Raw genomic sequence first — 20330 nt, forward strand, 5'->3', positions numbered from 1 at the left:
CGGAGAGGGCGCGGAAAGTGGACGGCGCGGAAAGCGGAGGGCGCGGAGTGAGGTGACGGACTCGGGCGAGCGCTCAGTCGTCTAGCTGTTCGAGGACGGCCTGTGGCATCCTCTCGCGCGCGTCGGGGATGTCCTCGGGGGAGACGCCGGTGGCCATCAGCGGGCCGGTGCCGTTCGAGTTGGGGTCGAACAGGCGGATGGCCGTCTGGATGGTCGACCAGTCGTCACGCTCGGCGGCGTCCCGGAGGCTCTTCGTGGGAGCGGCGAGCAACTGCCCGACCAGCGAGTCCGCGAGCGACTCGACGACCTCTCGCTGTTCGTCGGTCAGGTCGCCGGCGGCCTCCAGTTGCGAGACGGCGCGGGCCACCTCGCGGCGCTTGACGCCCTCCGCGCCCTCGTACATCGCGCCGATGACCTCGTCGGCGCGCTTTCGCTTGTACTGCGAGAGGAGGTGCTCGAACTCGGCGTCGACGATGTCCTCCACCTCGCGGGCGGCCGCGGCCCGGCGTTCGGCCGTCTCGTCGGTGACCGACTGGAGCGCGTCCAGATCGCGGACGGTGACGCCCGCCATGTCCTCCGTCCCCGGGGCCACGTCGCGTGGCTGGGCGAGGTCGATGAGGAGCGTCTCGCCGGCAGTGGCGACGGTGTCGGCGTCGATGACGGCGCCGTCGGCACCGGTCGCCGTGACGACGAGGTCCGCCGTCTCCAGTGCCGTCGGGAGGGCGGCGAGGCCGACGGCGGTGGTCTCCGCCTCCGCCTCACAGACGAGCGTGTCCGCGACGTGTTCGGCGCGGGCGAGCGTTCGGTTGGCGACGACGAGCGAGTCCACCTCCTCGGCGAGGGCGCGGGCGGCGAGCGTTCCCATCTCGCCCGTTCCGACGACGAGCGCCGTCGCGTCCGCGAGGTCGAGTCGGCGGGCGGCGAGCCTGACGGCGGCGCTCCCGAGCGAGACGGCCCCCTCGTTGATGGCCGTCTCGGTGCGGGCGCGCTCGCCGACGTGGAGCGCCTTCGTGAGCGCGTCGTCGAGGATGGGCCCGACGCCTCCGTTCTCGCGGGCGGTGGCGTAGGCGTCGCGGAGCTGGCCGAGGATCTGGTCCTCGCCGACGACGAGCGACTCCAGCCCGCAGGCGACGCGCATGAGGTGTCTGAGCGAGGCCTCGTGGTCGAACCACTCGACTGCGTCGTCGTCGACGGCCGCGACGAGGGGGTCGAGCGCCGCCCGACCTGTCTCCTCGGTGTCGGTGACGACGTACGCCTCCGCGCGGTTACACGTCTGGAGGGCGAACGCTTCCGTGACGTCCGTCCGCCTGAGGAGGGACTGGACAGTCTCGGTCTGCCCCTCGCCGCAGGCCGCCTCGATGGCGTCGAGGTCCGCGTGCTCGTGTGCGACGCTGACCCCGCCGATGACGCTGGTGCCTACCATGGAGAGTCCCCGAGCTGTGCTGAGACGATTTCGACCACTATCTGCTTCGCCTTAGCGTCTCCGGAACCTAAAGCCTTCCAAACACGCTCGGAGGAGACGACCGCCCTAAGCGCTTCTCGCCGCTCCTCGGGGCCGTACTCCTCCCGCAAATCCTCGCGGAGCCGAGCCGTGAGCGACGCCAACTCGCCGGCCCCCTCCACCTCGCCTTCGACGCGCTTCCTGAGTTCCCTCGTGAGGGCGGGCGACCCCGTCGAGAGGCCGACCACGACGTCGCCGTCCCGGACGATGGAGGGGACCGCGACGTTCCGGTGGTCGCGCCCGCCCGAGCGGTCCGCCCGGTTGTACGGCAGACCGCGTTCGCGGGCGGCGCTCGCCGCGGCGTCGTTGACCGCCTCGTCGTCCGTCGCGGCGACGACCAGCGCCGGGGCGACCCGGCCGACCCACCCCGCGACGTCCTCGGGGGCGGGGCGGGCACGGACGAGCGAAGCGTCCCCGAACGACCGGTCGGCGAACGCGGGGCTGACGACGACGACGGCCGCCTCCTCGGCGAACGTCCGCGCCCGCCGCGCGCCGACGGGCCCGCCGCCGAAGACGAGGACGCGTTCGCCCCGGAGGTCGTGGAGGAGCGGAATCACGCGCTCACGCCCTCACCGGGTGTTCGCGCTCGCGCGCTCGTCCAGTCGGATGCCCGTCTTCTTCAGGATGCGCGTCGAGAACAGCGTGTCCCAGTCCTCGTCACCCACGTCCCAGAACTCGCTCATGCGCTCGCGGACCTGCTCGACGCGTTCGCGGGACTCGGCCTCGGTGCGCCCGTGGGTCATCGCGAAGAAGTTGTACGGCCACACCCCCTCGTGGCGCGGGCGCTGGTAGCAGTGGGTGACGAAGTCGAGCGAGGCTATCGCGGGGCCGACCTCCTCGACGAGTTCGTCGGGGACGTTCCAGACCGTCATCCCGTTCTCCGTGTACCCGAGCGCGTAGTGGTTCGGGATGACGCCCACCCGGCGTATCTTCCCCTCGCGGTCGAAGCGCTTGAGCGTGCGGACGACCCACTCGACGTCCTGCCCGATTGCGGCCGCCACGTCCGCGTAGGGCGTCGCCGTCACCGGGAGGCCGCCTTGAATCTCCAGAACCAGGTCGCGTTCGGCGGGCGTGAGGGCCGTCTCGTCGGTGGGTTCGACGTCCGGCCCATGGTCCGAGAGGTCCACGTCCCCCTCCGGGACGGGGCCGTCGAGGAGGAACTTCGCCTCCACGCGGAACTCCCGGACCTTCGGGAGGTTGTACGTCGGCTGGCCCGTCTCCGCCTCGATGTCCGCGAGGACGCGTTCGACCTCCGATTCGTCGGCCACCGAGACGACGAACCACATGTTCAGGTGCGGGTGTTCGCGCTCGTAGTTGTGGGCCACCTCGCGGTGGGCGTTGACCTGCTCTGCGACCTCGTCGAACCGCTCCTCGGGGGCGTGCATGGCGACGAGCGTCGCGGTCCCGCCGATCTCCTGTGCGTTGACGAGTGCGCCGAACCGCGAGAGGACGCCCTCCTCGTCCATCCTCCTGACCCGGTCGAGGAGTTCCTCACTCGTGACGTCCACCCCGCGTTCGCGCAGGGCCGCCGCCGCGGGCTCGAAGGGCCGCTCGACGACCGGGAACCCGCCCTGGAAGGCGTTGAGAATCGCCCGGTCGATGCGGTCCAGCCCCTCGGTCGTGTTCATGGCGAGGGATCGGGGCCACCGGGGCATAAGGGCCGCGTTCGCTCGGTCGCACCCCCGCGAGGCGGTGGGCTACTCGAGCGCCCCGAGCGCCGCCTCGACGAGTTCGGAGAGGTCGCCGAGACGCTCGCCCGCGTGGACGGTTCCGGCCTCGCGGTCGTACTCGACGACGAGCGCCTCGTCGAGTTTCGGCAGGTGGTGCTGGTCGAGTTCCAGCCTGACTCGGGTGGTGTCGCCGCCGTGCTGGGTGACACCCCTCGCGAGTTCGGCGACGGCCACCGGCCGCTCCGCCTCCTGAAGCCACGTGACAACCTGCCGACGCCGGTAGTCGCCGAGCAGTTCGAACGCCTCGTCGGTGGTCGTCGGATCGGTCGGCCGACGCTGGTCTGTAAACGATACACGCCCGTCGTCTGATTCCCGCGTTTCACTCACGTCACGTCACCGTCCGCTGTCGTTCCGTTGCAGGGGGGTGGACAATAATACTTACCATCATGTTCGGGCGCGGGCGACCCGAGTTGGGCGACGAGTGCCGCGGACCGCGCCGGTTTCGCCGGTGGCCCCGTCAGTCGTCGCGGTCGTCGGGACCTTCGGTGCCGTCACGGTCGTGATCGCCGAGGACGCTCGTCACGCGCAGTGGGGCGTCGAGGGCCTCCACGTCCGCGACGATGGCGTCCTGGTCGGCGTCCGCCTCGTAGTAGAACACCACGTCGAACGTCCCGTCGCGGACGAGTTGCTGGCACTCCCAGACGAACTCGTCCCCTTTCAGGGTCAGGCCCTGATGCTGGTTCAGGCCGAACCGGGAGTCGTCGTTGCCCGAGTAGACGTACGTCTCGCCCTTCCCGGCGTGGTCGGCGATGACGTCGCCCACGTCGAGGGTCGTCTGGTGGAGGCGCGCCTCGTCGTCGCCCCCGAACTCGGTGTGGACGATGAGGCCGTTCAGTTCGATGTCACCGGGTTCGAGGAGCGCTCTGGTCCGTTCGTAGAGGTCGCTGTCGACCGTGTCCATGTAGGTGCCTCTCCACGAGCGGACATACACCTCACGGTCTCCGTGGACGGGTGCCTGAAAAAACTCGAACCGTCAGGTGCCGTGTTACAGGCGCTGGAGGTTCTTGGCGCGAGGGCCCTTGTCGGCCTGTTCGATGTCGAACTCGACCTCCTGCCCCTCTTCGAGGTCCGGACCGCCGACGTCTTCCATGTGGAAGAACACGTCGTCGTCGGCCTCGTCGGTCTCGATGAATCCGTAACCGCCAGTGTCGTTGAAGAACGCCACTTTTCCTTTCGCCATCGTCAGAGCCTCTTCAGGTTCTTCGCACGCGGGCCCTTGTCGGCCTGCTCGATGTCGAACTCCACTTCCTGGCCCTCCTCGAGGTCGGGGCCACCGACGTCCTCCATGTGGAAGAACACGTCGTCGTCGGACTCATCGGTCTTGATGAACCCGTAACCGCCTGTGTCGTTGAAGAAATCAACCGTACCGGTCGCCATTGCAATCCTCTCTTCGTCGCGACCGTATTAAAACCCTCCGGGCGTCTCGGGGAGAGACTATCAGCGATGACGCAAGACCTATGACTTCGGACTGATTCCCCCCGGGCATGGTACGGCGGGTCCGTCGACTGGCACGTCGGCTCTACGAGCGGGTACTCGAACGGGAACTCGGTGGCGTCCCCGCCCACGTCGCGGTCATCCAGGACGGCAACCGGCGCTACGCGGACCGAAAGGGCGCGGGAACGGCGGTCGGCCACCGCGCGGGCGCGGAGACGACGGAGGCGATGCTCGACTGGTGTGCGGAACTCGGCATCGAGGAACTGACGCTGTACGCCTTCTCGACGGAGAACTTCGAGCGCCCCCCCGAGGAGCGCGAGGAACTGTTCGACCTCATCGAGGACAAACTCTACCAGTTCGCCGACGACGAGAAGGTCCACGAGGACGAGGTGCGCATCCGCGCCATCGGCCAACTGGACCTGCTCCCCGCCCGGGTCCGCGAGGCCATCGAGTACGCCGAGACCCGGACCGCCGACTACGACAGCCAGTACCTGAACGTCGCGCTGGCCTACGGCGGCCGCGCGCAACTGCTCGGGGCGGCCCGCGACCTCGCGGGGGCCATCGAGGACGGCCGCCTCGCCAGCGACGACATCGACGTGGCCGCCGTCGAGGCCCGCCTCGCCGAACGACCCGCCCGCGCCGTCGACCTCATCATCCGCACCGGGGGCGACGAGCGCACCTCGAACTTCCTCCCGTGGCACGCCAACGGCAACGAGGCCGCCGTCTTCTTCTGTGCCCCCTACTGGCCAGAGTTCTCGCGCGTGGACTTCCTGCGGGCCATCCGCACCTACCAGTCCAGACAGGAGTCCTGGCGGCGCACCCGGAGCGAACGCGCACTCGCACTCGCCAGCGCCGTCGGCGCGGACCGACCGCTCGTCCGCAGACTCACCGAGAAGGTCGGCGACCTGCCGGAACTGGAAGTCGACGTGGAGGCGGAGGGCGAGGAGGCGGAGTCGGAACTGCTGGCCGACTGACCGCTCTCGACCGGACTTCTGTGAGGCGAGCATCTGCGAGCACCACACCGTTCCGTTCGACCGTCCCTTCGACCTACCGCCCGAATCTGCGCTGTCGGTCCTGATAGTCCCGCACCGCCCGGAGGTAGTCCCGTTTCCTGAAGTCCCGCCAGTTCACGTCGGTGAAGTACAGTTCCGAGTAGACCGACTGCCAGATCATGAAATCGGAGAGGCGTTCGGCCCCCGTCTTGATGACGAGGTCGGGGGCCGTCGGGAAGACGAGCGCCGACTCGATGTGGCTCTCGTCGATGTCCTCGCTCCGTAACTCCCCGGACTCGACGGCCTCGGTGACCGAGCGGACCGCGTTGGCGAACTCCGCCTTCCCGCCGAGGCCGATGCTGACCTGCACGGGCGCGTCGGCGCGTTCCTCGTCGTCCGGACCGCGGACCGCCAACGGGCGGGGCGCGTCGAGGTCGGCGAGGGTCCGCCGGAGCGTCGGGACGGCCGCCTCGTCGAGCACCGAGACGTACACCATCACGCGCTCGGCGCCGCCGTCGAACGCCCACCCGAGGAACGACTCCAGTCGCCGATAGGCGTCGTGTTCGAGCAGGTCGCGTTCGGTGATGACCAGCGCGATGGTCCGCGGCGCGGCCGCCGAACTCCGCCGGATGCGCGCCGCGAGGTATCGGTCGTACAGTCCCACGGGCCACTCTCCTCGGCGGGGGAACGTAAGGTTCACGGGAGGGTCCCCCGAACGCGGCGAGTACGCTGCCGAACCGGCCGTAGACGCGTCCCGAGGGGATTAAGTGGTCATCGAAGGTATCGGGGCACGTGTCTATCACGGTCCGACGCGCGGGCGCGTTCGGCGTCGTCGCCCTCCTCGCGCTGGTCGCCCCCCCGCTCGAGGGCCGCTTCGAGCCGCGAGTCGAGGCCGCACTCGCCGCCGTCCCCTTCGCGCTGGTCGCCCTCTACGCCCTCCTCGCCGACGACGAGGGCTACCTCTTCGACGTGTTCGCCCGGCCCGGCGACTTCGAGGAGGGCCGCCTCTACGGGCTGGCGGGCTTCTCGCTCGCCGCCGCGGGCCTCGCCATCGTGGCCCTCCGGTTCGGGATGCCGGTCGCGGTGTTCGTCACCAGCGTGTTCGTCCTCGCGTACGGCGACCTCGCCCAGAAGGGGACGCTGGACGTGGTCGGCGACCGCTTTCTCGCCATCTCGGCGTTCGCCGCCGCCGGCTTCGGTGCGGGCGTCCTCGCCCAGTTCGCGAGCGCCTTGCTCTCGGGCGGCGCGTTCGACCCCCCGCAGGCGGTCTTCCTCGCCGCCAGCGGCGCGTTGCTGGCCGCGCTGTTGCGCTCGATGCTGTTCGAGCGCGACGACCCGCTGGTGATGGCCTCCGTGGCGCTCGTCCTCTGGCTGTTCACCACCCTCCCGCTGGAGCTGACGGCGACGGGGGTGCTCGCGGGCGTGGGGGTGAGCGTCGCCCTCGGCTACGTCTCCTACGCGCTGGAGACGGCGTCGGTGACGGGGATGCTCGCGGGCGTGTTGCTCGCCCTCCTCAGCGTCGTGCTCGGCGACTTCGGCTGGTTCGCCGTCCTCATTTCCTTCTTCGCGGTGGGCGGCCTCTCCACGAAGTTCCGCTACGAGGAGAAACGCGAGCGCGGCATCGCCGAGGACAACGAGGGCGCGCGCGGCAGCGGAAACGTCCTCGCCAACAGCGCGGCGGCGCTGGTCGCCCTCGTCGCCGCCGCCGCCAGCCCCATGCTCGGTCTCCCCTCGCGGCTGTTCCTCTTCGCGTTCGTCGGGAGCGTCGCCGCCGCGATGAGCGACACCCTCTCCAGCGAAATCGGCGGCCTCTACGACGACCCGCGCCTCATCACAACCCTCCAGCGGGTGCCCCCCGGAACCGACGGCGGGGTCACGTGGCAGGGGGAACTCGCCGGCATCGCGGGGGCGGCCGTCGTCGCCGTCATCGCCGTCGTCGCCTTCTCGCTCTCGCCGCTGGGCGTCGTGGTCGTCGTCGCCGCCGGCGTCGCCGGGATGACCGTCGACAGCCTCCTCGGTGCGACCGTCGAGGGCGTCTACGTCGACAACAAGGGGGTCAACTTCGCCGCGACGACGGCCGCCGCGTTCGTCGGGGGCGCACTCGCCGTCGCGACGGGACTGGTCGTGGTCTGAGTCGGGGACGGTCCGAAGCGAAACGGGGCTAGTCCTCATGTGGGAGGCACGCGCGTCTCCGGGCATGGAGGGCATCGAGGTCAAGCCGCACAACCAACAGGAGGCCGCCGAGTCGCTCCCGCTCATCTCCGAGACGGCACGGGTGACGAGCGTCGAACCGATGGACCGCCGTCGCCACGCCGACGTGGCGGACGCCGTCGCGACGCTCCTCGACGCTCACGACGAGGACCACCTGCTCGAATCGGGGGAGTGGGGCCCGGACCCCATCGACTGGCCACAGGTTGAGGCGGCGCTCGACCCGGCGTCCGGCAGCACGCTCGAGCGGAAGGTCGAGAGCCTCCGTGACCGCGACGAACGGCCCTATCCCATGCTGGTCGACCTCCGCTTCGAGACCGAGGGGGGCTTCGAGTTCCAGCCCGGCCAGTACGTCACCGTTCGCTACGAGGACGTCTCACGGCCCTACTCCATCGCCAGTTCGCCCACCGCCGAGGACACCGCCCTCGCCATCCGGCACGTCCCCGACGGGACGCTGACCCCGATGCTCGTGGACGCCGACCCCGGCCACGAACTGGAGATTCGCGGCCCGAACGGGGAGTTCCTCCTCGAATCGCCCTCCTCGCGCGATATCGTCTTCCTCGCGACGGGGACGGGCGTCGCGCCGTTCAAGTCGATGATCGACTACACCTTCGAGGAGGGCCGCGACGTCTTCGAGGACGAGGAACGCGACGTGTGGCTCTTCCTCGGGTGTGCGTGGGAGGACGACCTGCCCTACCGCGAGGCCTTCCGCGAGTACGACGCCGAGCGCGAGAACTTCCACTTCGTGCCCACGCTCAGCCGCGAGGAGTACCTCTCGAAGTGGGACGGGGAGACGGACTACGTCCAGCACACGCTGATGAAGTACGTCGACGAGAGCGAACTCGCCGACGACGCCCCCGTGGAACTGCGGGAGTTCGCGGCGATGGACCCCGTCGCCGACCGGGACCGCCGCCTCGACCCGTCGACGATGGAGGTGTACGCCTGCGGCCTCAGCGCGATGGCCTACGGCCTCGTTGACGTCGCCGAGAGCATCGGCGTCTCGGGGCGCCACGTCCACGTGGAAGGGTACGGGTGACGGAACCGGACGCGGAGCCGTCCACGGTGTCTCGAACGACCGACCCGAGTTCAGTCCGTCGGCGGGCCGCTCATCGAGCGGTCTCGACTCCGTCCGGTCGTGCCGTGCCGGTTCGGCCCGGTTGAGGGCCGTGCGCCGCCACCCTTAGATAGCTACCGAACCAATGGGTATGGCTGATACCAATGAGCACCAACAGCGTCCGGAAACTGATCTCCCGGACCATCGACGGGGTCGAAGCACTCGTCAACACCGAATCGGGGGAGATATTCATCGACGTACCCGCCGAGACCCCGCAGTACATCCGCGTCGGAGAGGGCGACGTCATCCGGGAAGGAGACGTCCGCTCGCGAGCGGAGAAGGAGCTCGACTCCTCGACCCTCAAGAGGTGGACGGTAGAACGAATCGGGCGGAAGACGGTCGTCGGGACGGACGAGGAGACGGGTGAGCGACGCGAGTGGGAGCGCGACTCGCTCGAACGGCAACTCGCGACCGGCGGACTCAGCACGACCCTCACGGACTTCGAGCGGACGAACGTCGTCGGGGGGACGAAAACCGCGGACCACGAGGGGGAGATGAGCAGGGAATCGGTCGTCGTGATCCTCTACGGGAGCGACGGCCGGAAGTTCACCCAGACGTACCGCGTCACCGGTGTCGGGACCGACGGCGACGGCCAGCGCGTCGAACTGGTGGAGTCCGACAAACGCGCCGAAGCGTTCGAACCCGCCCTCCGAGAGCGGTTCGACCAGACGGCCGAGGACGCGCTCCGAAAGGAGGGGTACGCGCTCTGACCGACGCCGTCGCGCGACGGGCTCGCTCCGTCTCGGAGACGCCCCCGATACGTCGCTGAGGATGCCGGAGTGGGAACTCACGCCGTATCGGTCGGCGAACGACCGGCCAGCTAGACGGGTCGCCCGGACGCGAGCGGAGGGCGGCTACGGTTCGGGGCTCAGTCGGCGTCGGACTCGGCGCCCGTCTCCGGGCGGAGCAACTGGTCCGCGGTCCGCACCCGGACGCTCGTGGGCCGCTTGACGAACTCCCCGAGCGAGCGCCCGACGACCTGGTCGACCCCCCGCTGCGCGCAGACGTCGAGCAGTCGCTGGGTCACCTCGCCGTCCACGACGACGGCGTCGGGGACGGTCCCGGCGTCGCGGACGAGGTCGAACGCCTCTCCCGCGGCCCCCTCGACGAGGGTGGCGGCCTCGTCGTCGAGGAGGCGCGCGAGGCCAGTCTCCCCGTCGACGACCTGTTCGACGTGCCCGCGGAGCGACTCGGGGTCGCGGGGCGGGGCGTCCTCCGGGGCTGTCTCCGCGTCCTCGCTCTCGGCGTCGGCCGCCTCGTCCGTGGCGGTCTCCGCGCGGTCCTCGACTGACTCCCGGACCTCGGTGACGACGGGACCGTCCGACGCGGCGTCCCCCGACTCACCGGCGGGCGAGTCGGGCGTGGCCGTCCCGGCATCGGGCGTTTCTGGCTCCGGTTCGGCCGTCGTCTCCGGCGGTGCGGGGCGGGCGCTCCCGTCGGTGGCGGCGACGGCTTCGCGCGGCGTGTTGGCCCCCTCGATGGACTCGTAGGGCACCTTCTCGCGGAGGGCACGCATCACGGCGGCGCGGTCGAGGTCCTCGACGCTGTGGCCCGCGGGGGCGATGGCGACGTAGTCCACGTCCCCGACCTGCGCGAGTTCCTTCAGGATGAGGTCGCCCCCCCGGTCCCCGTCGAGGAAGGCGGTGACGGTCCGGTCTCTCGTCAGGTCGGCGACGGCCTGCGGGACGTTCGTTCCCTCGACGGCGACGGCGTTCTTGATGCCGTATCGGAGGAGCGTCAGGACGTCCGCCCGGCCCTCGACGACGATGATGGCGTCGGAGTCGGCGACGCGCGGACCGGCGGGGAAGCCCTCGTACTCGGTGATGTCCTCGATGCGGATGGAGCGGCGGACCTCCTCGATGAGTTCCTGACTCGTGAGCATCGACCCGTCGAAGGCCTCGCCGAGGAGGCTCTTCGCGCGGTCGACGATGGCCCGGCGCTTCGCGGCGCGGACGTCCTCGATGCGGGCGACCTCGAGGGTGGCACGGCAGGGGCCGACGCGTTCGATGGTCTCCAGGGCGGCGGCGAGGATGGCCGTCTCCACCTGGTCGAGGCCGCTGGCGATGGTGACGGTGCCGAACGACTGGCCGTTCTCGGAGGCGATCTCGACGTCGATGCGGCCCACCTTCGAGGAGTCCTGCAGGTCCCGAAGGTCGAGGTCGTCCCCCAGTAACCCCTCGGTCTGCCCGAAGATGGCGCCGACGACGTCCGAGCGTTCGACCACCCCCTCGGCGGTGATGTCGGCGTGGATGAGGTATTTCGCGGTGTCTTGCATGATGTGAGTGCCCGTGTGGGCGTGATGGTGAATGCCACGCGCGGACGCATGGCTACGGTATAAAATGGTACCGGTCGATGTATAAAGGATGCGGACCACGTCGTACGGGCCGCGCCGGACGCGAGGCGGCCCGCCGTCGTCCCGTCGCCCATCCGCGGCGCAGGAACGACTATACCCGACGCGTGTGAGCGCCCGCCATGGGTATCGACGAGGCCGACATCGACCCCGGACGCTTCCTGAACGACGTCGAGATGCGGATCGGCGAGATCGTCTCCGCGGAGCCGTTCCCCGAGGCGCGCAAGGACGTCTACAAGCTTGTCGTGGACTTCGGGTCCGAACGGCGGCAGTCGGCAGCGGGCCTGACCGACTGCTACCGGCCGGACGAACTCGTCGGGCGGCAGGTGGTGGCCGTCGTCAACCTCGGGACGGTGAACGTCGCGGGCTTCGAGAGCCAATGTCTCGTCACGGGCGTCGATGGACCGGAGGGCGTCGTCCACCTCCAACCCGAGCGCGAGGTGGAGAACGGGACGCGGGTGTACTGAGACGGATATCGACCGACATCCGCCACTCACTCGCGCTTTTCGAAGAACTTTCTTCTCCAATACTGACGACCGTTGGCAATGACAGTAATCTTTAGGTGCTGTGAATACTATTCGAGCTGGTAATGGTCAGTCGACACGCGCTGGGCTGGGCGGCCGTCTTCACGATTCTCGTCGTGTTCTCGGTCCCGTGGTTCCTCTGGGGGGACGCGACGGTGGCGTTCGGCCTCCCGGTGTGGCTCTGGTGGCACGTCGGGTGGATGGTGGTGACCGCGGGCGTCTTCGCCGTCTTCGCCTCACGTGCGTGGGGGGTCGGTATCGAAGCGCCCGCCGAGTCGGGAGTCGGAGGTGACCGGGCGTGACACCCTTCCCGCTCCAGTCCGACCTCGCCCTCCAGTTGGGCGTCGTCGGCGCGTACCTCCTCGTCGCCCTCGCGGTGGGCGTCGTCGCCTACCGCCTCACCGACAACACCGCCGAGGACTACTACCTCGCGAGTCGCACCCTCGGCACCGTCGTCCTCCTCTTCACGACGTTCGCGACGCTCCTCTCGGCGTTCACGTTCTTCGCCGGGCCGAACATCGCCTACAACGCCGGACCCGAGTGGATACTGGTCATGGGCGTGATGGACGGCGTCGTCTTCGCCGTCCTCTGGTACGTCATCGGCTACAAGCAGTGGCTCGTCGGGCGGGCGCGAGGGTACGTCACCCTCGGCGAGATGCTCGGCGACCGCTTCGGCTCTACGGCCCTGCGGATGGCCGTCGCCGGCATCGCCCTGTTCTGGCTCCTGCCGTACGTGATGCTCCAGCAACGCGGCGCGGGCCTCGCACTCAGCGGCCTCACGAACGGCGCCGTCCCGGTGTGGGCCGGCGCGGGGGCCATCACCGTGTTCATGATACTGTACGTCGCCATCTCGGGGATGCGCGGGGTGGCGTGGACCGACACCCTGCAGGGCGCGTTCATGCTCTCGGTCGTCTGGATCGCCGTGCTCTGGGTCCTCTCCTCCGTGGGCGGTGCGGGCGCGGCGACGGCCCGCCTCGGCGACGTCGCCCCCGAGTTCCTCGGCCTCGGCGGAGGTCTCTACACCCCGCAGTACGTCATCTCGACCGCCATCTACATCGCCTTCGGCGTCACTATGTTCCCGCAGATCAACCAGCGCTTCTTCGCCGCCGGGTCGAAGGAGACCCTCAAGCGCACGTTCGCGCTCTGGCCCGTGCTGGTCCTCCTGCTGTTCGTCCCAGCGTTCATGCTCGGCGCGTGGGCGCGCGGCCTCGGCGTCGAGGTGCCCGCCGGGGAGAACGTCCTCCCCATCCTCCTGGAGGCGTTCACGCCGACGTGGTTCGCGGCGCTCGTCATCGCGGGCGCGCTCGCGGCCATGATGTCCTCCTCGGACTCGATGCTCCTCTCGGGGGCGTCGTACCTCACGCGGGACGTCTACCGCCCGCTGTTCGGCCGCCCGGACCGCGAGGCACTCGTCGCCCGTCTCGGCGTCGCCGCGTTCGCACTGGTCGCCTACGCGCTCAGCCTCACGACCGGCGCCACCCTCAGAGTCATCGGCGAGACGGCCTTCGGCGGCTTCGCACAGCTCGCGCTCCCCGTGATCGTCGCCCTCTACTGGCGGCGGACGACCAAGGCGGGGATGCTCGCGGGCGTCCTCGGGAGTCAGGCCTTTTACCTCGCGCACGTCGCGGTCACGATTCCCCTCGTCCGCGACCTGTTCGGGCTGGCCGGCGAGGCCAGCCTCGCGAGCCTCGGGGCCGCCTTCTACCTCGGGTGGGCACCGCAACTCGTCGGGATGGCCCTCTCGCTCCTCCTCACCGTTGGGGTCAGCGCCGTCACCTCCCCGGCGAGCAGCGAGGAACGGGCGGTCTACTTCGAGAGCCTCCGGGCGGACTGAGGTTTATATACGATGCCGGGGGCACCCCCGCCGTGTCCTGACCCACGCCACGGGCCGGGCCGCGGGGGCGACCCCGGACCGCGAGCGGGCGTCCCCCGCGACCGGAGCGCGACACGACGGCCCGTGGGTCCGCGGCGTGTCGCCTGCTCGCCACAACTTCGGAGAAGCGGCGGCACTCGTCGCCGCGACTACCTTTATCCGACCGGCGCGCGTCCCGCCGGACATGGCAGACCTACTGTCCGACGACGAGATTTCCGAGCGGTTGCCCGACGGGTGGGAACGGGAGGGCGACGAGATCGTCCGCACCTACGAGTTCGACAGCTACCTCGGGGGCGTCGGCTTCGCCGCCGGTGCGGGCGGCGTCGCGCAGGACGCCTTTCACCACCCGACCATCACCATCGGGTACAAGGAAGTCGAGGTGCGCCTGACGAGTCACGAGGAGGGCGGCGTCACCGACAAGGACATCGACCTCGCCGAGCGCTTCGACGACATCAGCGAGTAGGACGATGACCGACGGAACCGAGGAGCGCGCCCCCGGCGACGCCGCCTACGTCTTCCGGGTGCGCTTCCGCCTCGACCCGGCCGCCTCCGGCGTCAGCCTCTCGCCGAACACCTTCGAGACGACGCTCGAACGGGCCGCCGACCCGCCCGGCGAGGAGGGGTGGCTCTTCTTCCGGGACAACCTCTGGCGCGGCGAGGCGAATGACGCTACCCACGTCAGGGACCTCGCGGAGGAGGCCCTCGGGGGTCGCGGTGCGCGCACCCGCCCGACCGGTGAGGGGAGCGGCATCACCGTCGAGTCGGTCTCGTTCAGCGAACTCCGGACCTCCGAGGCGTACCTCGACGCACTCGAGGCGGCCATCGGCGACGAACTCGACGCTGACGGCGGCACCTTCGGGAACGCGAGGAGCGCCGACGAGGTGCTGAAGAACTACCTCGGGAGTTCCATCCACGTCCGCCCGGAACGTTCTTGATTCCAGAGGGACTAGAGAGCCCCTCGAATGCGAACTGCCTACGACTTCTGGTTGCTGGACCTCGACGGTACCCTCATCGACGTGGAACCGGACTACGTCCACGAGGTGATGCGGGAGGTCGGTGACCGAATCGGTCGGCCGTTCACCGAACGCGAGGCCGAACTGCTCTGGCACGGCCTCGGCGGGTCGCGCGACGAACTCCTCCGCCGCTGGGGGTTCGAGCCGACCGAGTTCTGGGCGACGTTCCACGCCGTCGAGGACCCCATCGCCCGCGCCGAGCACTCGTTCGTCTACGACGACGCGGCGTCCGTCGCCAACCTCGACCGCCCGACGGGGCTGGTGACCCACTCACAGCAGCGTCTCGCGGACGCGGCGCTCGACGCTCTCGACATCAGCGACTGGTTCGACACGGTCGTCTGCTGCGACGACGAACTGGGCTGGAAGCCCGACCCCGCGCCGGTCCAGTTGGCCATGACGAACCTCGGCGTCGGCCCCGACCACCGGGGCGTCCTCGTCGGCGACGGCCCGCAGGACGTGGGTGCGGCGTGGAACGCCGGTCTCGACGGCATCCACGTCGAGCGCCACGGCCACGAGCGCCGAGGGTCCTGCGTCCTCGGGGACCGCCGCGTCACGAGCTTCGACGACCTGCTCGGGACCGGCGCCTCCGCGAGCGACTGAGCGCGAGCGCCGTCAGTCGTAGACGTCCTCGGCGTCGTCGAGCGGTAGGCTGAGTGCTGCCTCGTCCATCTCTTCGACGCGAGCGGTCAGCTCCAGAGCCAGGTCGCACTCCGGGCAGGGGACCGCAAACCGAATGTGGATGTCGTCGTCCTCCTCGAAGAGGTCGAGGACGGCGGCGTCGGAGGGGTAGAGGAACTCGGCGTCGAGTTCGTGGTCGCAACTCATCGGGGCATCACCATACGGAGCGGAGGCAGTCCCGCCGTTTCAAGCCTTTGCCGGCGACACTCAGGGACGGCCGTACCCCGGCAGGTCCGCCAGCACGTCGTCCATCGCCGTGAGCGCGCTCCTCAGCGCGAGCACGCCCGACGTCTCCGCTCGGTCCGGGTTCCCGAGGACGCGCACCGTCTCGGTGCCGACGGGGGCGAACCCGAGTCCGAGGCGGTCGGCGGTGGCTCGCAGGCCGAGACCCGCGTCAGCGTCGCCAGCGAGCACCTTCCGGGCGGGGCTCTCGTGTGCCCGCACGGCCACCTCGAAGCCGTCGACGGCCGAGACGAGGTCGTGGCGCGTCTCGCCGCGCTCCTCGGCCAGTTCGGCGAGCGCGTCCGTCAAACTCGCCCGGAGGCCGGACGCTGAGGTGCGGTTGACGAACCGCAGGTCGCGGTCCACGAGGTCGTCGATCCCCTCGACTCCCTCCGGGTTGCCCTCGGGGACGACGAGGCCCCACTCGCGGGTCCACGCGCCGAGGTCGGTGGCCGGGAACTCGGTGTCGCCGCCGGTGGTCGTCACGGCGGCGTCCGGGACGCCGTTCCGGAGTCTGCGGAGGCCCTCGCGGCTCCCGAGACCGAGGAACCGAGGTCGGTCGAGGCGGTCGAGGAGGCGCGAGAGCGCCGGGTCGTCCTCGCCGACGGCGAACAGCGTCGGGGCGCGCACGTCCGGCGAGAACAGGCGCACCTCGACTCGCTCGCCGGCGTCCAGTCGCTCGGTGTCCGGGTGCATCTCGACGATGCCGTCGGCCTCGACGAGACTCGTCGTCGCGCCCGACCCCTTGTCGACGGGGTAGACGAGCGTCTCGCCACCCACGTCCTGCCCGGCGAGTTCCTCGTCGGGACCGGCCTCCACGAGGCCGACCGGCATCAGGCGCAGTCGCCCCTCGGCGTAGCGCTCCTCGGTCGCCATCCGTCCCTCGACGGTGGCGGTTCGGGGTTCCGGGAGGCCCGACGCCCGACGGACGGCGGGTGCGACGAACGTCCGGAAGATGGTGAGCGCGCTGACGGGGTAGCCGGGGAGGCCGACGTACGCCGAGTCGTCCAGTCGGCCGACCAGCATCGGCTTGCCCGGTTTGACCGCGACGCCGTGTAACAACAACTCCCCGCGGTCCTCGATGACCCGGTAGATGACGTCCACGGCGCTGGCGCTGGTGGACCCCGAGGAGAGCACGAGGTCGCACTCGTCGGCCGCTTCGAGCAGGATGTCCTCCATCGCGTCGTAGTCGTCCCCGGCGTGGGGGTAGAGGACGGCCTCGCCGCCCGCCTCCTCGACGCCCGCCGCGACGGTATAGCTGTTCACGTCGTAGATCTGTCCGGCCCCGCTGTCGACGGCCTCTCCGGGCCGGACGAGTTCGTCGCCGGTCGAGACGATGCCGACGCGGGGGCGACCCCGAACGGACACCTCGTCGACGCCGAGCGCGCTCAGGAGGCCGATTTCGCGGGCCGTGAGTCGCGTTCCCGGTCCGAGCGCCCGTTCCCCGGCGGCGACGTCCGCCCCGGCGAACATGATGCGGTCGCCGGGCGCGACGCCCGTCCGTATCTGGATTCGCGTCGTCCCGTCCTCCTCGACGGCGTCCGTCCGCTCGACCATCACGACGGCGTCCGCCCCGTCGGGGACCACCGCACCGGTCGATATCTCGGCGCAGGTGCCCGGTTCGACGGTGACGGCGGGTTCGGTCCCCGCGTGGACCTCGCCGGCGAGTTCGAGGACGGCGGGGTCGACCTCGTCCGCCCCGAACGTGTCCTCGGCGCGGAGGGCGTAGCCGTCCACGCTCGCCCGGTCGAACCCGGGGACGTCGATGGTCGCGTCCACCCGTTCCGCGAGGACGCGCCCGCGCGCCTCCCGCAGAGGGACCATCTCGGGGTCGCCCGTCAGGTCCAGCGAGGCGATGGCCTCGTGAGCGGCCTCGGGGGTCGCGAGGTCGCGGAACTCCTTACGCTCGGCCATGGTCCCTCCGTCGGGGTGGTCGGGGGCTGGCACGCGTTCCCGCGACGGCGTGCGCGGGGGGACGAGTCGTCATGTCCCCGAGTCGTCGCGGGCGCTACTTGTGTCTTCGCGGGGGCCGTCGCCCCCGCTCGCGCCGACCCGTCGAGGACGGGACCCCCGACGCGGCGGTCGTCACGGCGCGTACTCCCAGTCCTCGACGGGCACCGTCTCGCCCTCGGGGATGCCCTCGCGCGCCTCGGGGACGACGACCCACCCGTCGGCGAGGGCGACCGACGAGAGGACGCCCGACCCGCCCGCCCGCGTGGGGGTGGCCTCGGGGTGCGCGCCGTCCTCGGGAGCGCCGTCCCCCGACTCCTCGACGGAGACGCGGACGAACGTCCGGACGCCGGGTTCGCTCCGGACCTTGCGGGCGAGGCGGGCCTGCCTCGTGGGGTGCGGAACCGCGGGCAGGTGGCCGACGTGCTTGAGGAGGGGTCGGAGGAACTGGACGGCGTTGACGATGCAGGCGACGGGGTAGCCCGGCAGCATGACGACGGGGGTGTCCTCGACGACGCCCAGCGCACAGGGGTGGCCGGGTTTGAGCGCCACGCCGTGGACGAGTACCTCGCCCAGTTCCTCGACCACGTCGGGGACGAGGTCGCGTTCACCGACGGAGGACCCGCCGGTGGTGACGACGACGTCCTTCGTCAGGTCGCGCTGGATGGCCGCCCGGAGGGCCGCCTCGTCGTCCGTCACCACGTCGCGGTAGGTGGGGACCCCGCCCCAGCGCCGGACGTACTCGGAGACGGTGAGACCGTTCGTCTCGATCACTTCGCCCGGCGTGGGGTCAGCCTGCACGAGTTCCTCGCCGGTCGGAATCACGCCCACTGTGGGGCGGTCGTACGTCTCGACTCCCGTCACGCCCGTCGACTTCAGGAGACCGAGGTCGGAGGGGCGCAGGCGGTGGCCGGGGTCGTACAGCGTCTGTCCCTCGTCGACGTCCTCGCCGACGGGGGCGACGTTCTCGCCCTCCGCGACGGCGTCGAACACCTCCAGTTCGCCCCCGATGCGGTCGGTGTACTCCACCATTACCACCGCGTCCGCGCCGTCGGGAAGGGCGCTCCCCGTGTGGACGCGGACGGCGGTCCCGGGTTCCATCGCCTCCCCCTCTCTGAGGACGGTCGGGGAGCGGTCGCTCGCGCCGAAGGTGTCCTCGGCGCGGACCGCGTACCCGTCCATCGCGGCGCGGGCGTAGTGGGGGACGTTCCGCCGGGCGGCGACCCGTTCGGCGAGTACCCGGTCCGTGGCCTGTTCGAGGGGAACGCGTGCGGTCCGGTCGTGGGGCGTCACGGCGTCGAGGAGGCGCTGCCGTGCCTCCGCGACCCGCGTTACGGCCTTGAACCCGGAGTCGCTGACGTCTGTCATGGGCGGTCCTTCGTCTCGGCGGGTAAAAACGGGCGGGACAGGGCGGCCGACACCGTTTTGTCAGTAGGAAGCTACTCACATACTGTGAGTTCCGCAGGCCCCCTGCAGACGTTCCCGGACGCGCTCTCCTCTCGCGACGCGTGGCTCGACCCGTTCGACTGGTACGCCGAGATGCGTGCGACGTCGCCCGTCCGCCGCGACCCGGACCGCGGGTGCTGGGACGTCTTCTCGTACGCCGACGTGAAGGCGGTTCTCGGCGACGACGAGACGTTCTCGACGGACCCGCGTAACGCGACCGGGTTCCAGGCACGGGGCGAGGAGGCGTTCATGCTGGAGACGATGCTGTTCCAGGACCCACCGAAACACGACCGGACCCGCGACGTGGTCGACGAGTTCTTCCGCCCGAGCGCGGTGAAGTCCCTCGAACCGTTCGTCGAGGCGGAGACGAACCGCCTGCTGGACGAGGCCATGGCGGACGCCGACGGCGGCGAGGTCGACCTCGTGGAGGCGCTCGCCTACCCGATTCCGGTCATCGTCATCGCGAAGATGCTCGGCGTCCCGGCCGAGGACCGCGCGCAGTTCAAGCAGTGGTCCGATACCATCGTCGAGGGGACGGCAGGTGACGGGGAGGGCGACGCGGAGGCCCTCCAGCAGCGACAGATGGAGGCGGGGATGGAACTGGCGAACTACTTCCGCGACCTCATCGCGGACCGGCGCGATGACCCCCGTGAGGACCTCGTGACGCGAATCGTGCAGGCGGACGCGGACATGACCGAGACGGAACTGCTCGGTTTCTGTATGCTGTTGCTCGTCGCGGGCAACGTGACGACGACGAACCTCGTGGCGAACACAGTGCGTTGTTTCGCCGACGCCGACCACTGGCCCCGGTCGGGACTGGAGACGACCGTCGAGGAGGCGCTTCGCTACCGTTCGCCCGTGCAGGCGATGACCCGCGTGGCCAGGGAGGACGTCACCCTCGCGGGCCAGCGAGTCGAGGAGGGCGACACCCTCGTCTGCTGGCTCGGGTCGGCCAACCGCGACGGCGCGCAGTTCGCCGACGCGGACGCATTCGTCCCGGACCGGCGACCGAACCAGCACCTCGGGTTCGGCTACGGCACGCACTACTGCCTCGGCGCGCCACTGGCCCGACTGGAGGCGACGGTGGCCCTCCGGGAACTGCTCGGGCGCTTCGAGGTGACCCCGGCGTGGGACGAACTCCGGCCCGTCAGGAGTTCGTTCATCTACGGCGTCGAGTCGCTCCCGGTCCGTCTGACCGAGCGGTAGGTCCGCAGACGAGTCGCCCTCCAGTACGACATCTTTCGCCCAAGGACGGCGTTGGACTCCCGTGAGATACGTCCTCCACCATCGCGGGA

23 protein-coding genes are annotated in these 20330 nt (G+C 70.3%); 11 read left to right on the forward strand and 12 right to left on the reverse strand.

Annotated elements, in window-relative coordinates:
* Positions 1 to 73: 73 nt before the first annotated feature.
* The 7 genes from hemA to NKG96_RS13850 all read right to left on the reverse strand — a co-directional run bounded on the left by hemA (position 74) and on the right by NKG96_RS13850 (position 4608).
* Positions 74 to 1423, reverse strand: coding sequence for a glutamyl-tRNA reductase (gene hemA, locus NKG96_RS13820; protein ID WP_254535564.1), 1350 nt, complete (start codon positions 1421 to 1423; stop codon positions 74 to 76).
* Positions 1417 to 2058, reverse strand: coding sequence for a precorrin-2 dehydrogenase/sirohydrochlorin ferrochelatase family protein (locus NKG96_RS13825; protein ID WP_254535565.1), 642 nt, complete (start codon positions 2056 to 2058; stop codon positions 1417 to 1419). Before NKG96_RS13825 ends, hemA begins: the two co-directional genes overlap by 7 nt.
* A 12-nt stretch (positions 2059 to 2070) precedes the next feature.
* Positions 2071 to 3129 (reverse strand): siroheme decarboxylase subunit beta, encoded by a 1059-nt coding sequence (ahbB, locus tag NKG96_RS13830; protein ID WP_254535566.1) that lies wholly within the window; start codon positions 3127 to 3129, stop codon positions 2071 to 2073.
* Between the two features lie 69 nt (positions 3130 to 3198).
* Entirely contained in the window at positions 3199 to 3558 is a 360-nt protein-coding gene (locus NKG96_RS13835) for a DUF7344 domain-containing protein (protein WP_254535567.1), read from the reverse strand.
* A 130-nt stretch (positions 3559 to 3688) separates the two neighbouring features.
* On the reverse strand, positions 3689 to 4132 hold the full coding sequence (locus tag NKG96_RS13840; protein ID WP_254535568.1) for a DUF5778 family protein: 444 nt from the start codon (positions 4130 to 4132) through the stop codon (positions 3689 to 3691).
* Between the two features lie 84 nt (positions 4133 to 4216).
* A complete protein-coding gene (locus NKG96_RS13845; RefSeq protein WP_254535569.1) occupies positions 4217 to 4411 on the reverse strand; it encodes a cold-shock protein in 195 nt (64 codons plus the stop codon).
* 2 nt (positions 4412 to 4413) lie between these two features.
* A complete protein-coding gene (locus NKG96_RS13850; protein WP_254535570.1) occupies positions 4414 to 4608 on the reverse strand; it encodes a cold-shock protein in 195 nt (64 codons plus the stop codon).
* 107 nt (positions 4609 to 4715) lie between these two features.
* Here NKG96_RS13850 and uppS point away from each other — a divergent pair, with 107 nt between their 5' ends.
* Complete coding sequence (uppS, locus tag NKG96_RS13855) at positions 4716 to 5639, forward strand: polyprenyl diphosphate synthase (RefSeq protein ID WP_254535571.1); 924 nt, start codon at positions 4716 to 4718, stop codon at positions 5637 to 5639.
* A 73-nt stretch (positions 5640 to 5712) separates the two neighbouring features.
* On the opposite strand, the gene NKG96_RS13860 is transcribed toward uppS, so the two are convergent.
* Entirely contained in the window at positions 5713 to 6321 is a 609-nt protein-coding gene (locus NKG96_RS13860; RefSeq protein ID WP_254535572.1) for an undecaprenyl diphosphate synthase family protein, read from the reverse strand.
* Positions 6322 to 6449: 128 nt separating this feature from the next.
* Here NKG96_RS13860 and NKG96_RS13865 point away from each other — a divergent pair, with 128 nt between their 5' ends.
* The 3 genes from NKG96_RS13865 (at position 6450) to NKG96_RS13875 (ending at position 9689) form a co-directional block, all read left to right on the forward strand.
* The gene (locus NKG96_RS13865; RefSeq protein ID WP_254535573.1) at positions 6450 to 7790 is read left to right on the forward strand and encodes a DUF92 domain-containing protein; all 1341 of its coding nucleotides are present in this window, start codon (positions 6450 to 6452) and stop codon (positions 7788 to 7790) included.
* A 64-nt stretch (positions 7791 to 7854) separates the two neighbouring features.
* The gene (locus tag NKG96_RS13870; RefSeq protein WP_254535574.1) at positions 7855 to 8901 is read left to right on the forward strand and encodes an FAD-dependent oxidoreductase; all 1047 of its coding nucleotides are present in this window, start codon (positions 7855 to 7857) and stop codon (positions 8899 to 8901) included.
* 182 nt (positions 8902 to 9083) lie between these two features.
* Positions 9084 to 9689, forward strand: a complete 606-nt coding sequence (locus tag NKG96_RS13875; RefSeq protein WP_254535575.1) for a hypothetical protein — start codon at positions 9084 to 9086, stop codon at positions 9687 to 9689.
* 158 nt (positions 9690 to 9847) lie between these two features.
* On the opposite strand, the gene dnaG is transcribed toward NKG96_RS13875, so the two are convergent.
* The gene (gene dnaG / locus NKG96_RS13880; protein ID WP_254535576.1) at positions 9848 to 11254 is read right to left on the reverse strand and encodes a DNA primase DnaG; all 1407 of its coding nucleotides are present in this window, start codon (positions 11252 to 11254) and stop codon (positions 9848 to 9850) included.
* Positions 11255 to 11451: 197 nt separating this feature from the next.
* Between dnaG and NKG96_RS13885 the strand changes: the two genes are divergently transcribed.
* The 6 genes from NKG96_RS13885 (at position 11452) to NKG96_RS13910 (ending at position 15339) form a co-directional block, all read left to right on the forward strand.
* Positions 11452 to 11796, forward strand: a complete 345-nt coding sequence (locus tag NKG96_RS13885; protein WP_254535577.1) for a tRNA-binding protein — start codon at positions 11452 to 11454, stop codon at positions 11794 to 11796.
* Positions 11797 to 11918: 122 nt separating this feature from the next.
* Positions 11919 to 12155: a DUF3311 domain-containing protein gene (locus NKG96_RS13890; protein WP_254535578.1), complete on the forward strand. Its 237-nt coding sequence runs from the start codon at positions 11919 to 11921 to the stop codon at positions 12153 to 12155.
* Positions 12152 to 13687: a sodium:solute symporter family protein gene (locus NKG96_RS13895; protein ID WP_254535579.1), complete on the forward strand. Its 1536-nt coding sequence runs from the start codon at positions 12152 to 12154 to the stop codon at positions 13685 to 13687. The genes NKG96_RS13890 and NKG96_RS13895 overlap by 4 nt, the downstream gene beginning before the upstream one ends.
* Positions 13688 to 13910: 223 nt before the next feature.
* Positions 13911 to 14189, forward strand: coding sequence for a 4a-hydroxytetrahydrobiopterin dehydratase (locus NKG96_RS13900; protein WP_254535580.1), 279 nt, complete (start codon positions 13911 to 13913; stop codon positions 14187 to 14189).
* 4 nt (positions 14190 to 14193) lie between these two features.
* Entirely contained in the window at positions 14194 to 14661 is a 468-nt protein-coding gene (gene lwrS, locus NKG96_RS13905; protein WP_254535581.1) for an LWR-salt protein, read from the forward strand.
* 27 nt (positions 14662 to 14688) lie between these two features.
* Positions 14689 to 15339, forward strand: coding sequence for an HAD family hydrolase (locus tag NKG96_RS13910; protein ID WP_254535582.1), 651 nt, complete (start codon positions 14689 to 14691; stop codon positions 15337 to 15339).
* Positions 15340 to 15351: 12 nt separating this feature from the next.
* Here the strand turns inward: NKG96_RS13910 and NKG96_RS13915 are convergent, their stop codons facing one another.
* The 3 genes from NKG96_RS13915 to NKG96_RS13925 form a co-directional block, all read right to left on the reverse strand.
* Entirely contained in the window at positions 15352 to 15564 is a 213-nt protein-coding gene (locus NKG96_RS13915) for a hypothetical protein (protein ID WP_254535583.1), read from the reverse strand.
* Between the two features lie 60 nt (positions 15565 to 15624).
* Positions 15625 to 17553, reverse strand: a complete 1929-nt coding sequence (locus NKG96_RS13920) for a molybdopterin biosynthesis protein (RefSeq protein ID WP_254535584.1) — start codon at positions 17551 to 17553, stop codon at positions 15625 to 15627.
* A 171-nt stretch (positions 17554 to 17724) separates the two neighbouring features.
* Positions 17725 to 18957 carry a molybdopterin molybdotransferase MoeA gene (locus NKG96_RS13925; protein WP_254535585.1) on the reverse strand — a complete coding sequence of 411 codons (1233 nt, stop codon included), beginning with the start codon at positions 18955 to 18957 and terminating at the stop codon, positions 17725 to 17727.
* 84 nt (positions 18958 to 19041) lie between these two features.
* Here NKG96_RS13925 and NKG96_RS13930 point away from each other — a divergent pair, with 84 nt between their 5' ends.
* Positions 19042 to 20241 carry a cytochrome P450 gene (locus NKG96_RS13930; RefSeq protein ID WP_254535586.1) on the forward strand — a complete coding sequence of 400 codons (1200 nt, stop codon included), beginning with the start codon at positions 19042 to 19044 and terminating at the stop codon, positions 20239 to 20241.
* Positions 20242 to 20330 lie beyond the last annotated feature (89 nt).

It is taken from the genome of Halomarina litorea (assembly GCF_024227715.1).
Classification (GTDB): domain Archaea; phylum Halobacteriota; class Halobacteria; order Halobacteriales; family Haloarculaceae; genus Halomarina; species Halomarina litorea.

Bases quoted from the DNA above. Each gene is read 5' to 3' on its own strand.
- hemA (WP_254535564.1), bottom strand. From the start codon at position 1,423: ATGGTAGGCACCAGCGTCATCGGCGGGGTCAGCGTCGCACACGAGCAC.
- ahbB (WP_254535566.1), bottom strand. From the start codon at position 3,129: ATGAACACGACCGAGGGGCTGGACCGCATCGACCGGGCGATTCTCAAC.
- NKG96_RS13840 (WP_254535568.1), bottom strand. From the start codon at position 4,132: ATGGACACGGTCGACAGCGACCTCTACGAACGGACCAGAGCGCTCCTC.
- NKG96_RS13845 (WP_254535569.1), bottom strand. From the start codon at position 4,411: ATGGCGAAAGGAAAAGTGGCGTTCTTCAACGACACTGGCGGTTACGGA.
- NKG96_RS13850 (WP_254535570.1), bottom strand. From the start codon at position 4,608: ATGGCGACCGGTACGGTTGATTTCTTCAACGACACAGGCGGTTACGGG.
- uppS (WP_254535571.1), top strand. From the start codon at position 4,716: ATGGTACGGCGGGTCCGTCGACTGGCACGTCGGCTCTACGAGCGGGTA.
- NKG96_RS13870 (WP_254535574.1), top strand. From the start codon at position 7,855: ATGGAGGGCATCGAGGTCAAGCCGCACAACCAACAGGAGGCCGCCGAG.
- NKG96_RS13875 (WP_254535575.1), top strand. From the start codon at position 9,084: ATGAGCACCAACAGCGTCCGGAAACTGATCTCCCGGACCATCGACGGG.
- dnaG (WP_254535576.1), bottom strand. From the start codon at position 11,254: ATGCAAGACACCGCGAAATACCTCATCCACGCCGACATCACCGCCGAG.
- NKG96_RS13885 (WP_254535577.1), top strand. From the start codon at position 11,452: ATGGGTATCGACGAGGCCGACATCGACCCCGGACGCTTCCTGAACGAC.
- NKG96_RS13890 (WP_254535578.1), top strand. From the start codon at position 11,919: ATGGTCAGTCGACACGCGCTGGGCTGGGCGGCCGTCTTCACGATTCTC.
- NKG96_RS13900 (WP_254535580.1), top strand. From the start codon at position 13,911: ATGGCAGACCTACTGTCCGACGACGAGATTTCCGAGCGGTTGCCCGAC.
- lwrS (WP_254535581.1), top strand. From the start codon at position 14,194: ATGACCGACGGAACCGAGGAGCGCGCCCCCGGCGACGCCGCCTACGTC.
- NKG96_RS13910 (WP_254535582.1), top strand. From the start codon at position 14,689: ATGCGAACTGCCTACGACTTCTGGTTGCTGGACCTCGACGGTACCCTC.
- NKG96_RS13915 (WP_254535583.1), bottom strand. From the start codon at position 15,564: ATGAGTTGCGACCACGAACTCGACGCCGAGTTCCTCTACCCCTCCGAC.
- NKG96_RS13920 (WP_254535584.1), bottom strand. From the start codon at position 17,553: ATGGCCGAGCGTAAGGAGTTCCGCGACCTCGCGACCCCCGAGGCCGCT.
- NKG96_RS13925 (WP_254535585.1), bottom strand. From the start codon at position 18,957: ATGACAGACGTCAGCGACTCCGGGTTCAAGGCCGTAACGCGGGTCGCG.